Source organism: Streptomyces sp. NPDC046900, from assembly GCF_040644975.1.
Taxonomy (GTDB): domain Bacteria; phylum Actinomycetota; class Actinomycetes; order Streptomycetales; family Streptomycetaceae; genus Streptomyces.
This window is the reverse complement of record NZ_JBEYXD010000138.1, coordinates 1-14,424: the sequence shown is the minus strand read 5'-3', so window position 1 is coordinate 14,424 and position 14,424 is coordinate 1. Positions and strand designations below refer to the sequence as shown.

Genomic DNA, 14,424 nt, shown 5'->3' with positions numbered 1-14,424 from the left:
GACTCCTGCGCCTGCCTGACCGGACGACCCGTCAATCATACTCGGCACGGTGCAGGTCCCCGCATGCCCTACGATGCCGTGATTTTCCGGCCAGGACTTCATGAAGCCCATCCAGCACACCAGCCCGCAGGACCTGCAAGGGCCGCTGGAGTTCTCCCTGTTCGGACCGATGACAGCCGTCGAGCAGGTGCTGCCAGACATGCGCTCACGAGGGCGCGGCACCGTGCTTTTCGTCAACGGCGGCACTGCCGTGAGGCCACACCCCGAGCGGGCCGGCACCTCCATCGCGTTCGCCGCCGAGAGCGCCTACGCACGGATGCTGCACGACAGCCTGGCCGCCGACAATATCCACGTCGCCCAGCTGATCATCCCCGGCGCCATCTCACCCGGCGACCCACACACCGACCCGGCCGTCCTCGCCGACACCCTGTGGACGCTGCACCACAAGCGCGGCGACTTCCGGCACTACGCCTCCCCGATGGACACCTGATACCCATAGCCCGCCGAACGCAACAGGCCGCTGTCACCGCGGTCGTGGCGGCCACGGCCCTGACAGCCGCAGGCTGCACCACCGGCCCCGGGCTGCACGCGTCCGGCGGCCCCGCCAGGACCAGCACCCCGGCCCCCACCACCAGCACTTCTCCATCCACCACCGCACCCATACGGGGGGACACCATGAAGATTCGGCTGACCACCGACACCAGCAGCTTCGACGCCACACTGAACGGCAGCGCCGCCGCCCGCGACTTCGCCGCCCTGCTGCCGCTGACCCTCACCCTCAGCGACTACGCGGAAACGGAGAAGGTCAGCGACCTGCCGCAGAAGCTGTCAACTGCGGGCGCCCCCGCCGGAACCGCTGCCGAGGCCGGTGACCTGACCTACTACGCCCCCTGGGGCAACCTGGCCATCTTCTACAAGGGTTTCCGCCACGCGGACGGCCTGGTCAAGCTTGGTACATTCACCTCGGGCATTGAGCAATTCGCCGACCGCGACGATTCCTTCAAGGTCACCATCACCGCCGCCGACTGACCCCTCGCGGGCCACCGCCGCCATCGGCCCATGAAACAGCCGAGCAAGACCTGGCCGGGCCGGTCACCGGCGCGCGGACAGCCCAGGCACCCCCCTCACCTCGTTCACCCGTCGGCCCACAGGCCAGAGCCGACACACAGGAGCTCATATCAATGGCACGCGTCTTCGTTCTCGGCGCCACCGGCGGTGTCGGCAGCCGACTGATACGGCGCTTCGCCGCACGAGGCGACGACACCGTGGCCCTGCACCGGAGGCCTAGCCAGGCCGGACAGTTGGCAGCCTCCGGCGCCATGCCCGTTCTGGGCGACCTGACGAAGCTGGATGCTTCCACGCTGGCCGAGCAGATGCGCGGCTGCGACGCGGTCGTCTTCGCCGCAGGCGCCCCGGACCAGGGCCCGGCGGCGGCCGACACGGTCGACGGCACCGGGTTGGCCACCGCCGCCGACGCCGCCCTTGCCGCAGGCGTGCCCCGGTTCGTGCACATCTCCGCCTTCCCCGATGCCTGGCGCGACCGTGGGATGGGTGCCGACTTCGAGCACTACATGAAGGTCAAGCGTCGTGCGGACGTGTATCTAGCCACCACCCGCCTCGACTGGGTCATCATCCGGCCTGGCACCCTCACCAACAGCCCCGGCACCGGCACTGTCCGCCTCGGTCCGGCCATCGACTACGACACCGTCCCACGCGATGACGTCGCCGCCGTCCTGGCTGAAGCGGTCCACCAGCCCCACCTGCGCCGCGTCATTTTGGAACTCACCTGTGGCAGCACACCTGTCGCGCAGGCCGTCGCCGACGCCGCCTGACAGCACGGCCCCCGGTTCGAAGGGCGGGGTGGGCAGCGACCAAGGAAAGTCCACGCCGGTCGAAGTCGTGGTTCTGGCGGGCATGATGTTGCTGGCCACTCGCAGGTTCCGATTCCGAGGCCGACACCTGTCGCGGGCGACAGGGGACCGCTCCTTCCTGAGTACCTGAGCCCTCATCGCCCTCTCGGAAGACGTGATCAAAATCCGGGGAACCGAGCCGTCAGTCGTGGTGCAGCCGCCGATGCCGCACATGGGCATCCCACGGCCACGACCCGGCCACCTTCTTCAACCCGCTGATCTGCGAACAATGCCAGAAGCCATTTGAACGCCACGCGAACGGCAGGAACCGGCGCTGGCGCTCACGCAGGTGCTACCGGCTGTCCCGAGGGTGGCCTGAGAAGCCGAAGTCGGGGGGCGAGTAGGAGCCACGCAGAGAGTGCAGCTTGGTGGCACTTGTTTTGACACCCTGACCGGGTGGCGCCGGTCGAATGATGAGTGGGGGCGGAACCGGGCTCTTCATGCCCCTGAGCCCCACTGCAACCATGGATCTCCGGGGCTTGTCTCAATCCTCATGACAGCGAACCGACGGCCGCGATCAACCCCTAACGACCGGGAACTGCGTCTGTGGAAGGTCGGCCGGGCCCTGACCGTCACCTTCGTCGCTGCGGTCCTGGTCGCGGGCGGAGTCTTCTACAGCTTGGTGGTCCTGCTGGACTTCCAGGAGATCGACAGCACAGCGAAGCTCGACGCCAAGACACTCTTCGACTTGGTGAAACTCTCCTTCGGAGTGGTCGCCGGGGCTGGCGCGCTCGTTGCCCTGGTCGTTGCCTACCGCCGCCAGCGCGTCGACGAAGCCGGTGCCCACCGGGAGGCCACTCGGCTCCACACCGAGCGCTTCTCCCAGGCCGTCGACAAACTCGGCTCGGACTCCCCGGCCGTCCGGCTCGGTGGCGTCCACGCGCTGGCTGGCCTTGCCGACGATGCACCCGACGACAGTCTGCGCCAGACCTGCATCGATGTTCTATGCGCCTACCTGCAGCTTCCCTTCACCCCCGACCCTGGCGACGACCCTGCCCACCAGGAGGAACACCACCGTTACCTGGCCTTTCGCAAGGTCCGGCACACGATCCTGCGTCTCATCAGCGATCACTACCGACGCCCCCGGGGAACCCCCCGTTCCTGGCAGGGCTGCGATCTCGACCTCACCGGCGTCATCATCGACGGCAGCATGGACTTCGACGGCGCGACGTTCTCCGACGGTGTCGTGGTGACCTTCGACGGCGCGACGTTCTCCGACGGTGTCGTGGTGACCTTCCGTCGTGCGACATTCTCCGACGCCGGCTGGGTGTCCTTCCGCGGCGCGACGTTCTCCGGCAGCGACGTTCTCCCGCGGCAGGGTGCTCTTCCACCGCGCGACGTTCTCCGGCAGCAGGGTGTTCTTCGATGGCGCGACGTTCTCCGGCGGCACGCTAGCCTTCCGCGACGCAACGCGCTCCGGCGGCACGGTGTCCTTCCACGACGCAACGGGTCCGGCCCCCAGTGGGCTTCTCACTGCCGCCGGCACTCCTGCTTCTGTGTCGGTCATCGTTCCCTCGGCTTGGCTGACCTCGAATCCGTAACACCAAGGAGGCGAAAACGGCTCTCCCCTACGCCGGGGTTCCGCAGAAGCCTCCTTGCCTAGAGGCACGAAACGCGCCTTGAGCTGCAGGTTCTCGCAGGCTGTCCGATTTACCCGTGTCACTAGGCGCTGACATCTTCGCTGGTCAGCACACTGCCGAGAGGGCTGCGTTCCCCCGACAATTCCAGAAGAAGTGCGGCCGCTTCGTCATGCTTTGAGCAAATTTGCGGGTTGCCCTCATCGAGGAGTGGCGGGCCTCGAAACGCGCTGCGTATTCGAGTACTGTGACGTCAAGTCCCACCCACAGAGGTCTACTTGGCGGTTGTCAAGGCGCTGGCCAGCGAGAATGCCCGCGCCTAGTGACACGCCGTTTCACTATGCCATGCCACGTTCTTCCTGGTCAGCCCGCATTTTGTGACTCTAGGTGACAGGACTTCTGTGGAACCCCGGCTACGCGGTTCCTACTAGACCACCGAGTCAGAACAGAGCACCAGTCCATCTTCAGTGTCACAAACAGAGCAGTGACTCATCTTCGCTGACATGAACCGCCGTTGGTCCAGCTTTAGCGACAACCGACCCGGTCTCGCTGTCACGCGTCAACAGAGACCGGCATCCGAACGCTGTCTACCTCAGCGCCATACCTACACGTACGTTTGACGTGTGATTCGATGTGCGTTTCAGATAGGATAAGGGGTGGAGGTGGCACCTGTGTCCGATGAGCAGAACGGGCTCTTCATTGCGGTCGATGCTCTGCTGGAGCAGGCTGCTGCGCCGGATGCCCTGCCTGTCCCGGCCGAGCGCAAGAGGCTGCGTGAGGCGGCAAGCCTGAGCCAGGAGCAGATCGCGCAGGCGCTGAACGTGCGGCGAGAGACGGTAACCGGGTGGGAGTCAGGCCGTACGGAGCCGCGCCCGCCCAAGCGGGCCGCCTACATCCGGCTCCTGGACGGCCTCGCTACCCGCTTCCCCGCGTCCGAGCCTGCCGTCGCCGACCCGGCACCGCAGGCTCTCCCCGTGCAGCCCACCGCAGCGCATTCGGCGCCCCCCGCGCCAATCGCGACCCCCCAAGCGCAGCCTGCGTCTTCGGCTGCTGCATCAGCGGCACCGCGCCGATCGGGTGGTCCCACAAAGGCCACCGCGACGAAGCAGCTGGCTGTGGCCGCCGTAGATGAGCGCTTCACCAATGGGCCGCTCGCCGTCGTCGATGGGGACGGCTCGGCGTACTGCGTCGGTGGCCTGGTGCTCGACTGCCCCCTCACCGACCTACCGGCACTGGTGGAGTGGACACTGCGCGAGGCGAAGCTCGGCGCTCCCCGCCTGCACCGCTCCGGCAAGGACGCCGACCCGCTGATCGTCCTGACCGCATCCGCCGCCCAACGCCTCGACCTGCCGACTATGCTCGAAGACCGACGCGGCCTGCGCCTGCCCGACGACCACAAGGCCGTCCGGCAACTGGCCGCAGCGAAGTGGAAGTTGACCAAGCGGGGCTTCGGTCCCTGGGCGCGGGTCTACCGCACCGCCGACGGCACCCGCCGCCACTGCGTCCAGTTCGCCATCCTGCCCTGGGACGCCCTCGACACCCGCGCCTGGGGCCCCGCCGACCAACTCGAGCCAGCCGAACTCGCACGACTGCTGGGCACCTACGCCACCCGCGTCCACACCCCGCGCGGCTCCACCGCCGTCACCGGCCTGGAACTGATGACCGCACTGCGCCCACCCACCCGCGCGGTCAAAGACCCCACCACCGGCGGATGGGTATCCGGCCCGATGCCCGGCTCGCTCACCGAACCGGTCGAGTGCGCAGCACCGGAGGCCCCCGACGGGCACCCGGCCGTCGCCGCCCTGTACCCGCGCTTCCACCAGCGCACCCCCGACCAGGTCCTCAACGAAGAGGCCTACCAGTGGGCCAGGCCGCTGACCGACGCCGAGTGCATGAAACCGTACGTGGTCGGCATCGACGTCAACATGGCCTTCGCCGCGGCCGCCAACCGGCTCACCGTCGGCCTGTCCGCACCCGCCCACGTCCACCACCCGGCCTTCGATCCGAAGCTACCCGGTTCGTGGCTGGTCGACCTGTCCCACATCACCTTCGACGAACGCCTGCCCAACCCCTTCACCCCCAACGGCCAACCCCCGCAGGGTCCGGCTTGGTATGCCACCCCCACCGTCGCCTACGCCGCCGAACTCGGCTACCTGGTCACCCCGCTCGAGGCCTATCTGCGCTACGAGCACGGCCCCTACCTCGACGCCTGGTACACCCGGCTCCGCGACGCCTACATCGCCACGATGGCCGACCTCGGCGTCGCCCCCGGTATGCCGGACGAGGAGTTCCTGGCGGCCATGGCCACCTGCCAGCAGAGCGACCCCGTCGCCGCCGCGGTCCTGAGCGCCATCAAGGCCACCGTCAAGGGCGGCATCGGCAAACTGCGCGAGCGTCCACGTAGCGGCGGCTGGCGACCGGGCGAACCGTGGCCCGCCCTGACCCGCCCGACCTGGCGCCCCGACATCCGCGCCGCCGTCATCGCCAACGCCCGAATCAACATGCACCGCAAGATGCTCAAGCTCGCCACCGCAGCCGGCCTCTACCCGGTCGCGGTCCTGTCCGACTGCGCCGTCTACGCCTCCGACGGCCCCAGTCCGCTCGACTTCCTGCCCTACCAGGGCGGCAAGCCCCTGCCCGGCGGCTTCCGGCTCGGCGTCTCACCCGGCATGGTCAAACACGAGGGCACCCAGAGCGTGCTGTGGGCCGAAGGCCTGGTGGAGGAGTACGGACCGGACGTGAACATTGCCCGGCACATCAAGACCGGCTTCCTCTCCAACCAGGACGACGGGGAGTAGACACCGATGGGCCTCCTCACCGACAGCCTCGACAAAGCCGACACCGCCCACTTCACCCGCCCCATCCCCAAGTCGGCCAAGTCGCAGATGCAGTACCTGGTGAAACAGACCAAGGGCACCAAGGTGGCAGCGGACCTGCTCGGCATCACCCAACGCACCGTCGAGCGCTACCTCACAGGCCAGCTCAAACAGCCCCGCCGCGAGCTCGCCGAACGGCTTGCTGCCGAGGTCCGCACACGGTGGCAGCCCCGGGTACGGGACAAAGCGAAGAAACAAGCCGCCACCACCGGCGGCATCTACATCGACACCCGCGCCCGATTCGGCTTCACCGCAGCACCCGGCACCACCGACGACCCACGGCTACGCCCCATCACCCAAGGACTGCCACCCGACTACGCCCAACGCCTCTTCGACGCCCACGCCGCCGGCGCCACCGAGCAACAACTCCAGAACATCGTCGCCGAAGGACTCCAGGAGATCTACTTCAAAGACCGCGGACGGCGCGCCCAGGATCTGTCGGTGGAGTTCACAGATATCGACTACATCGACGTCGACTACTGACTGGGCGCCACGATGACCCGAGATCAAGGGGGGTGTGATCCGGCTACCCGACTCACAGGCATTGAGTCGAGGCACGATAGCAGTCACCAAGGCAGGCGGGTTGTCACCAGACTGTCGGAGGGAGCACGCCGGGCTGACCGTGTCGCGGCCGCAGTGCAGCTCAGGCGGCCGGTACAGCGCCGGAGCCGGTGACACCAACCATGCTTCGCGTGCTATTGGTGACAGGTAGCGCGCCGACCTGGCGACAATCCCTGTGCTTTGGCACGGACGTCCGAACAGTCCCGATGCCCGCAACGCTTCCGGAGAGAGCTACGCCGTCGGCGTGGTAGTGGCCCGGTAGTGCTCCAACAGCGCTTCCATGCCGGTCAGGCCAGCGTCCAGACCGAGCTGGCGGAGCCAGTCGTCCACCTGCTCCTGGCGCTCGGCGACGACACGCAGGTCCAGGGCAGGGTTGGCGCGGAAGATGCCCCCGGTCGACGCGCCGGCATCCGGGATCTCCCGCAGCCCTTCGTCTCGGAGTAGGTGGGCCACCCGCCGGTCCGCAGCAAAGTGGAGTTCACGCGGCTGCGCTACCAGGGCGGTGTCGATGTCAGTGATGCGGGCGAGTTCCGTGACGACGTCGTGGTTGACGGCGGTCTCCAGCAGCCCGTTGAACAGGACCGCCAGGTCCGGCACCGGGTACCGGTACTCCCACTGCATGTGCTCGAGACTCTCGGCGTATCGCCGGATCCGGGAGATGACGTCGATGGTGACGTTCGCCATCGAAGCTGTGGGAGTGGGGCCGTAAACCTCGGGGAGCTGGACCGTCACAACGGCCTCGACCGGATGCTCCACTGGGGCATTGCTGACGGCCTGCCACACCAGCCGTGCCGTCCGGGACCTGTTGTGCCCGAGCGGGCGGAAGCCGATGCTGTCGGTGACCGCCCCCTGCATGAGGTTGAGCAGAGCGCTGGGGAAGGCCGAGGCGTTCAAGGACCGCGCGAGCGAGGCGACGGATCGCTCCGATAGCGGGCGCCAGGTACCAGCCTCCCCCATCGGGAGGTTGACGCCGGTGCGGAGGATGAAGTCCTCGGTGCAATGGCCGTCGTTGTCCTGGCTCAGCCGCGGGGCCATGAGGCTCTGCGCCATAGGCAGCACCCCGGCGGTCGGCTCCTCTCGGGCGAGTTGGAGGAGCTTGTCGCGGTCTGCGGTGGAGTTCTGCCCGCTCAGCCGGATCGGGGCGCGCAGGTCCATCAGCAGCGGTCGAGGGGCGACGTTGGCGTCAACGCGGATGACCACCACGCTGCGCCCGGACTCGTCGTCCAGCGGGACGGGAATGAAGGTTGGCTCCCAGGGCGGGTCGAACTTCTCGCGGCAGCCACTGGCGATCTTGTCGATCGTCTCTTGAGCGTCGACGCCGACGACGCGCTCGCAGCCCTTCTTATCGGCCTCGGCCTTGTCGATGATGCCGACCATGATCAGGCCGCCGTAGGTGTTGGCCATAGCCGCGATGGTCTTCAGCAGGCTGGTGGAGTACTCGCGCTTGAACTCCAGCGTCAGGCTTTCCACCTGCTCCGGCCGCGCAGCGAAGGCGCGTATACGCTCGATCGTCAGGTCCGCCGCCGACGCGGCGAACAAGGAGGTAGTCATCCCCTCATGATCCACCAACAGCCGCAAGCTCACACCGCATTACCGCCTCAGCCCGGCTCTGCCGCCAGCCTTTGGCTCCGTGGGTGACAACTATCGAGCCTCGGCACAGGCATCCGCACGCAAGGCGGGCCTCAACGGGGCCGGGGCGAGATCGAACGTGTAACGCGATGTTCGCCAGTCGACTCGTAGCGGATGAGGTGGCCATGAGATGACGAAGCCGCACGTGGGGCGGGGAGACATCGTTCTCGTGGTGACAGCGCACCCCGACGATGAGGTATACGCCCATGGCGTCGCCATAACGGCTCTGAGCGAGCGCGGCGCCCGGGTCGTGCTGAGGACCGCCTCCGGCGGAGAGGCCGCCGAACCTGGATCACAAGACCTGCCGGTGGAGGAAGCGCGGCGACGCCGGGCACGACGGCTCGCGGCGTCGTGCGCAACGCTGGGCGTAGCGTCGTGGGGCTGGATCGATGAGGGCCGCTGGATCGATACGGGCTCACGCCAGGCCCGCGATTCATTGACGTCGGCGGATCCCGGCGACCTGGCCGACGCGCTCATGCCCCACATGCGGGACATCAGGCCGGACATCGTCCTCACGGTGGCAAGCGACGGCCTGACGGGCCACCCGGACCACATCCTCATCCATCACGCCGCGGTGTGCGCTGCCCATGCGTGCCGCACTCCGGTGTTCGGGTCCTACCTGCTGCCCGACGACATCACCCGGGGGCATGCACTGATGGCCGACGTCCTACCCGGGATCGCTGTGGGTTCCGGTCGAATGACCGGACTCACGCCGACGGAGTGCGCATCGTTCGGAGCGCCACTGCGGGCGGCACGCGTCCGCCGCGCCGCTCTTGACCACTACACCCCAGGGCTAGGCACGCTGCCGCTCGGTGAGCTTGTCGCGACCCACCCAGGCCGTGGGGATGGGTTGCTGCTCCGCGCCGTGTACGACGCGATCGGGTGGCATGTCGAGCGGTATGCCGTCGTGACGTGAGGCGCGCGACTTCTGGCCCGGAGGCACAGGTCAGCGCCGCCATACAACCCGCAGCTCTCGCAAGGTCGGCACCCTCCCGCCGTACCGCGGGCACCAGTTTGCTGAAGGAGCGCGGGCTCAGCCCTGAGATGGGACACCGCCAGCCGACCGTCCAACGGCTCGTAGCCGGGCCGGCTGCAGTGGGCCCCCGGCGGTCTTATTCGGCTTGCTCGGACTGCGGTGCGTCCTGGGCGGGTGTGGCCGTCTGCTCGGTCTCGGCCGTGTTGGGGGCGGTGTAGTAGACGGAGGCGCCCTGCTTGGTGCGCTGGGCCTGGTTCTTGGCCACGAGGTTTTCGAGGGTGGTGCGCACGACGGTGGTCTTGATGCCGCGCTCGGGATGTGCCGTGCCAAGTGTGGTGGCGACGTCCGCTGCGGAGCGCGGCTCGCTCTGCTCGGTGAGGTGACTGCGGACGAGTTCGACCAGCGTGGGCTGGTCCGCCTTCGCGGCTGCCGTCTTGCCTGCGGGCTTCTTCGCGGTCGACTTCTTGGTCGGCGTGCTGCTCTGTGTGTCGGCGGGCTTCTTCGCCCGCGTCCGCTTACCGGCGCCGGGCTCACTAGGGGTCTTCTTGTTGCGAGGGGCGGGCACCGTGGAGCTGTCCGGAGCGGCCGCAGGCTGCACCGGCGTGGGTGACACACCGAGCACCTGCTGCACGTTGACCAGCACGGAGTGGTCGTGCTGCAGAGCAGTCAGCTGCTCCTGGAGCGCGGCGATGTCCGAGCTGATGCGTTCCTGCTCTTTGGCGTTGAGTTCGAGGTCGCTGGTCACCTGGGCGGCGTACTGCGACGTCACTCCGGTGGTTGTCGTGGTGCTCTCCGGCATGATGTTGACCTTCCTCGTTTTTGGTCGGGTGTGTCAGATCTGTGGCGCAGGCGCAGGCGCCGAGCGCCCTTGCGCATGTGTTCTCGGGCCGCTGATTGAACAGTGGTAGGTCCCTGCAGTGAATGGCCCAGCATAGAGGTAGTACGGATGAGTGAAGTGTGTTGTTTCTCTTGAGTGATGTCTTTTGCTCGAGTTGAGCCTCAGGGCCGGTGCCCGTGGTGCTGTCTGGGGTGTACGACAGAGCGGGGTGGAGCGCACTCGCGGGGGAGTCGCCACAGGACTTCGTCCATGTCCCGGTGGTGGTGCCAGGCGGCCAGGACGCGGCTTGTTGTCAGCCGGTCGAGCAGTTCTGCGGTCTGTTGGGGGGAGTGGCCGCACAGGCGGGCGAGGACGTCCATGTCGGCGTGGTGGTGGCCCTGGGCGCAGGTGTGTGCGGCCAGCACGAGTGCGGTCAGTCGCACTGCGGGTGGTGCGGTGTGCGGCAGGAGCAAGGGCTCCGGCCGCAGAGCCCAGTGGGCTGCGCGGCGGCGTGCCCTGCGGCCGGGTGCCTGTTCCAGGACGGCCGCATCCAGCAGGTGCACCTGTACGGGCGCCGACTTGAGGTCGGGCAGCTCAAGCCAGTTGGCGTGGGCCAGTTCCTGCCATAGTTCCGGGCGCCCGTACAGGCGCATGCCGCGCAGCAGCCCTGAAGGCAGCCGGGCATGCCCGCGCGTGTTGACGCGCAGGGCGCATTGCAGGGCCAGCAGCCGGGCGGCGGGGGAGGTGAACCGGGGGAGTGCGGCGGCGAGGTAGGTGAGCATCTCCCGTACGCGCAAACGCTCCGCGGATCCCAGTGGGGGTCTGCTGGGTGATGGAGTCGGTAGGTGGCCGGAAGGACGCGGCTGGCGGTGGCCGAGCAACGTGTCCGGTACGGCCGCGGTGTGGCTGGTGGCGGCCACACAGGCGGCGCAGGCATCGGCCAGCCGCCAGGTGCGGCCGCTGCGGTCGCGGGTGAGGGCGAGCAGCACTGGGCCGGCGCAGCCGCGGTGACGCGGATGCCACAAGCAGCCTCGCTCCCGGCACTGGCAGGTCCGCAGATAGCCCGGCAGTACGTCGGTGCGGGCGTGGCAGGCCAGGTGTGCCAGTGCGGCAGACCGCGCGGACGTGGCCGTGACCGGCGGGGTGCGCACGGTGCAGTGCCGGCAGACGAGACTCGGGCCGCCCGCCCGCGGACGCAGTTCCACTGTCCAGATACGCGGCACCGCGGCATGCGCGCCGACAAGCCTCATCGGCTGGTTGACCTCCTGTTCGTCTACACCGCGAACCTGGGCCCTCCCTCTCGGAGGACACGCGGGAGGGACGCACGGTAGTGCAGGTAACCGCACCGCAATGTCACTCCCGCTCCTGCGGATAGTGCAGAAGTCTGCACTGACAGGGCAGGGGTCTGCACCGTCGGATGGTGGGGTGCCGATCTTGCCGCCCGACCCCGACCTCACCGCCCTGCGCGTGACGCTGGCCCGGTTGAGGAACGAGCGCGGCTGGACCTTCGACGAACTCGCCGAGCGCAGCGGCCTGGCCCGGCGCACCCTCATCGATCTCGAACACGGCCGCACCACAGGCAGCGTCACCACCTGGCACGCCCTCGCCCACGCCTTCGACGTGCCCATCGAGCACCTTCTCGGGGCGCTCTGTGATGACCACACTCGGCCCGGAGCAAAGGGCAACTGAGGCCCACCGCTCCACGCCTCCTGCCACGCACACTTCATCCGAACCGGCGAGCAGCCCGCGAATATCTGTACGCCTCCTCGCGTGCGTGTTCGCTCCAGCTGGGCCGTTCGCAGGAGGACCCGTCGCCACGTCGGCTACTCCGGCGCGTCGCCTGGCACGGTGCCCGCATGTGCCCCAACAACCGTGCCTCAACCGGCTGTCACTGGGACGGCAGCCCCCGCCCCACACGCCACCCCCGCCCCCTGCGGGCGGCCGCCGCCAGTCCCAGCCGCCTGCTGTGCGCCGGCCAGAGCGGCCGCTGCCGCCGGTGCGGCAACCGCATCGACGTCTACCAGCGCGCCGACCAGCGCCCCATCGGCCTGCACCCTGCCGAAGTGGTTACGGCAGAGGTCCCGGACTCCTGTCGCTGGCACCTCAGCGGCGGAATCGCCTACCCCCACGGCGACGGCAGCGCCTGGTGCCGCATCCCACACGCCGTACTCTGCCCCGGCAGCACTCCCACGGCCCGGATCAGCCTCCACCTTGAGGCGCTACGCCGCCAACTCGCTCTCCGCACCCGCCGCCTGATCGACACCGGCGCCCTCAACCCCGCACCGCCCGCCGATGACGCCCCTGCCGCCGACGCCTCCGACCCCGGCCGCCCAGTCGTGCAGATGCTCCTGTCCCGCTACCTCGCCGACAGCCCCCTCGAGGACATCCGCTGCGTGGCCCAGACCCGGCACCGGCGCGGCTGCCCCCAGCCCGTCCTTGCCCCCACCGGCCCGGCCGGAGCCTGGACACTGCTGCCCACCGGACCCCAACGCGGCCAACTGGCCCTGCCCGACACATTGATGGCCGTCTACGACCTCGGCCACCTGCCCTACGCCGAACAGGCGCGATGGCGCGCCCAGCGCTGCCCCACGCACGCCGCTATCCGTAGCGCCGCCGATCTCGCCCTGGCCGGCTGGCAGGTCTTCGACCCCCTCCTACACACAGCGCACATCCGCACCCACCTGCCGCGCCCCCCGGCCCGCCGTCCCAAGAACGGGTGACGATGCCGCACCATGCCCTCGAGATCATGCTGACCCGGCCCCTGACCACAGACGAACTGCACCACGCCGCCCGCGCCTGGCCGCTCGCGGCCAACCACGACACCACCCGCCTGATGGCCCTCACGAGCGCCAAAACCCCCGACCGCGCCGCGCACCGCCTGCGCCGCCGCCTCAGCACCCAGCTGCCCATCGACGTGATCACCAGCCACTACCCGGACGCGCACGGCAAGATCCTGCTCAACGTCGCCTTCCCGCCGGCCATCCGCACCGCCCTCAAGGCCGCAGCCCGAAGTGCCGGGCAGACACCCGAACGCTTCGTGGAACTGGCCCTCCACCGAGCTCTAGCCGAACACGCCGACCAGGAAACCGAACGCCTCGACCGCGAGCTGCGCCGACTCCTCGCCCACACCACACCCGCCCACTTGCTGTCCGCTGTCGGGCACACCCTCACCCGGCGCCCCGAAGGACCCACCCCGTGAACCCGACCGACGAACAGACCGCAGCAGCCGACGCCTTCCAGGCCGGCCACCACCTGGCCCTACAAGCCGGCGCAGGCACCGGCAAGACCACCACCCTCGCCCTGCTCGCCCGCACCACGAAACGCCGCGGCCGCTACCTCGCCTACAACCGCGCCATCGCCCAGGACGCCACCACCCGCTTCCCACGCACCGTCCAGTGCAAGACCGCCCACGCCCTGGCCTATGCCGCCGTCGGCCACCGTTACACCGGCCGCCTGAACGCACCCCGCCGTCCGGCCTGGCAGACCGGCCAGGCACTCGGCATCACCAAAGCCGTCCGCATCGGCGACCACGAGATCTCACAAAAAGCCCTCTCCAACACCACCCTGCGCACCGTGGCCCGCTTCTGCCACACCGCCGACGACGCGATCAACTGCCACCACGTCCCCCGCCTGCGCGGCCTGGACGACACAAAGCTGCACGCCGAACTCGCCGCGCACATCGTGCCGTTCGCCCGCAAAGCCTGGGCCGACCTCGAAAACCCCGACGACGGCTGCGTCCGCTTCGACCACGACCACTACCTGAAAATCTGGGCCCTCACCCGCCCCCGAATCGACGCCGACTTCCTGCTTCTGGATGAAGCCCAGGACACCAACCCCGTCGTCGAACAAATCTTCCTCAACCAGCGCAACCACGCCCAGCTCGTGATGGTCGGCGACTCCGCCCAGGCCATCTACCACTGGCGCGGCGCCAAAGACGTCATGACCGGCTTCGACGGCACCCACCTGGCTCTCTCACGGTCCTTGAAGTTCCCCCCTGATCTTGGACAGCGGATGCTTACGCTGCGGGGGTGAAGTCGTGCTGCAGCCTGGCTCGGGTTTCGAGTGGGGTGAGGTACCC

Annotated in this window: 12 protein-coding genes and 2 pseudogenes; 11 read left to right on the top strand and 3 right to left on the bottom strand. The window is 68.6% G+C overall.

Features of this window, described 5'->3' with window-relative positions; genetic code table 11:
- Window positions 1-91: 91 nt before the first annotated feature.
- The 6 genes and pseudogenes from ABZ904_RS47800 to ABZ904_RS47775 form a co-directional block, all read left to right on the top strand.
- Window positions 92-490 (top strand): annotated as a pseudogene (locus tag ABZ904_RS47800) (SDR family NAD(P)-dependent oxidoreductase); the annotation flags it as partial.
- Window positions 491-675: 185 nt separating this feature from the next.
- Complete coding sequence (locus tag ABZ904_RS47795; protein WP_361830410.1) at window positions 676-1,029, top strand: cyclophilin-like fold protein; 354 nt, start codon at window positions 676-678, stop codon at window positions 1,027-1,029.
- Window positions 1,030-1,181: 152 nt separating this feature from the next.
- A complete protein-coding gene (locus ABZ904_RS47790; RefSeq protein ID WP_361830408.1) occupies window positions 1,182-1,832 on the top strand; it encodes an NAD(P)H-binding protein in 651 nt (216 codons plus the stop codon).
- A gap of 697 nt (window positions 1,833-2,529) precedes the next feature.
- Window positions 2,530-3,513, top strand: coding sequence for a pentapeptide repeat-containing protein (locus ABZ904_RS47785; protein WP_361830406.1), 984 nt, complete (start codon window positions 2,530-2,532; stop codon window positions 3,511-3,513).
- Window positions 3,514-4,158: 645 nt separating this feature from the next.
- On the top strand, window positions 4,159-6,285 hold the full coding sequence (locus ABZ904_RS47780; RefSeq protein ID WP_361830404.1) for a helix-turn-helix transcriptional regulator: 2,127 nt from the start codon (window positions 4,159-4,161) through the stop codon (window positions 6,283-6,285).
- A 6-nt stretch (window positions 6,286-6,291) separates the two neighbouring features.
- On the top strand, window positions 6,292-6,846 hold the full coding sequence (locus ABZ904_RS47775) for an XRE family transcriptional regulator (protein WP_361830402.1): 555 nt from the start codon (window positions 6,292-6,294) through the stop codon (window positions 6,844-6,846).
- Between the two features lie 309 nt (window positions 6,847-7,155).
- On the opposite strand, the gene ABZ904_RS47770 is transcribed toward ABZ904_RS47775, so the two are convergent.
- Complete coding sequence (locus tag ABZ904_RS47770; RefSeq protein WP_361830400.1) at window positions 7,156-8,475, bottom strand: ATP-binding protein; 1,320 nt, start codon at window positions 8,473-8,475, stop codon at window positions 7,156-7,158.
- Window positions 8,476-8,683: 208 nt separating this feature from the next.
- On the opposite strand from ABZ904_RS47770, the gene ABZ904_RS47765 reads away from it, so the two are divergent.
- A complete protein-coding gene (locus ABZ904_RS47765; protein WP_361830398.1) occupies window positions 8,684-9,469 on the top strand; it encodes a PIG-L family deacetylase in 786 nt (261 codons plus the stop codon).
- A gap of 196 nt (window positions 9,470-9,665) precedes the next feature.
- Here ABZ904_RS47765 and ABZ904_RS47760 read toward each other — a convergent pair whose 3' ends face one another.
- Window positions 9,666-10,328 (bottom strand): hypothetical protein, encoded by a 663-nt coding sequence (locus ABZ904_RS47760; protein ID WP_361830396.1) that lies wholly within the window; start codon window positions 10,326-10,328, stop codon window positions 9,666-9,668.
- Window positions 10,329-10,528: 200 nt separating this feature from the next.
- Complete coding sequence (locus ABZ904_RS47755) at window positions 10,529-11,596, bottom strand: hypothetical protein (RefSeq protein ID WP_361830394.1); 1,068 nt, start codon at window positions 11,594-11,596, stop codon at window positions 10,529-10,531.
- Window positions 11,597-11,771: 175 nt separating this feature from the next.
- On the opposite strand from ABZ904_RS47755, the gene ABZ904_RS47750 reads away from it, so the two are divergent.
- From ABZ904_RS47750 to ABZ904_RS47735, 4 genes and pseudogenes are all read left to right on the top strand, one after another.
- Entirely contained in the window at window positions 11,772-12,035 is a 264-nt protein-coding gene (locus tag ABZ904_RS47750; protein WP_361830392.1) for a helix-turn-helix transcriptional regulator, read from the top strand.
- A gap of 167 nt (window positions 12,036-12,202) precedes the next feature.
- Window positions 12,203-13,066, top strand: a complete 864-nt coding sequence (locus tag ABZ904_RS47745; protein WP_361830390.1) for a DUF6083 domain-containing protein — start codon at window positions 12,203-12,205, stop codon at window positions 13,064-13,066.
- Between the two features lie 2 nt (window positions 13,067-13,068).
- Window positions 13,069-13,545, top strand: a complete 477-nt coding sequence (locus ABZ904_RS47740; RefSeq protein ID WP_361830388.1) for a hypothetical protein — start codon at window positions 13,069-13,071, stop codon at window positions 13,543-13,545.
- A pseudogene (locus ABZ904_RS47735) lies at window positions 13,542-14,348 on the top strand (UvrD-helicase domain-containing protein); the annotation flags it as partial. The gene ABZ904_RS47740 and the pseudogene ABZ904_RS47735, both read left to right, overlap by 4 nt.
- Between the last annotated feature and the right edge of the window lie 76 nt (window positions 14,349-14,424).

What these genes read in the sequence shown, in the direction of transcription:
- ABZ904_RS47760 (WP_361830396.1), bottom strand. Translation starts at nt 10,328, where the DNA reads ATGCCGGAGAGCACCACGACAACCACCGGAGTGACGTCGCAGTACGCC.
- ABZ904_RS47765 (WP_361830398.1), top strand. Translation starts at nt 8,684, where the DNA reads ATGACGAAGCCGCACGTGGGGCGGGGAGACATCGTTCTCGTGGTGACA.
- ABZ904_RS47775 (WP_361830402.1), top strand. Translation starts at nt 6,292, where the DNA reads ATGGGCCTCCTCACCGACAGCCTCGACAAAGCCGACACCGCCCACTTC.
- ABZ904_RS47795 (WP_361830410.1), top strand. Translation starts at nt 676, where the DNA reads ATGAAGATTCGGCTGACCACCGACACCAGCAGCTTCGACGCCACACTG.
- ABZ904_RS47740 (WP_361830388.1), top strand. Translation starts at nt 13,069, where the DNA reads ATGCCGCACCATGCCCTCGAGATCATGCTGACCCGGCCCCTGACCACA.
- ABZ904_RS47770 (WP_361830400.1), bottom strand. Translation starts at nt 8,475, where the DNA reads ATGACTACCTCCTTGTTCGCCGCGTCGGCGGCGGACCTGACGATCGAG.
- ABZ904_RS47745 (WP_361830390.1), top strand. Translation starts at nt 12,203, where the DNA reads ATGTGCCCCAACAACCGTGCCTCAACCGGCTGTCACTGGGACGGCAGC.
- ABZ904_RS47790 (WP_361830408.1), top strand. Translation starts at nt 1,182, where the DNA reads ATGGCACGCGTCTTCGTTCTCGGCGCCACCGGCGGTGTCGGCAGCCGA.
- ABZ904_RS47755 (WP_361830394.1), bottom strand. Translation starts at nt 11,596, where the DNA reads ATGAGGCTTGTCGGCGCGCATGCCGCGGTGCCGCGTATCTGGACAGTG.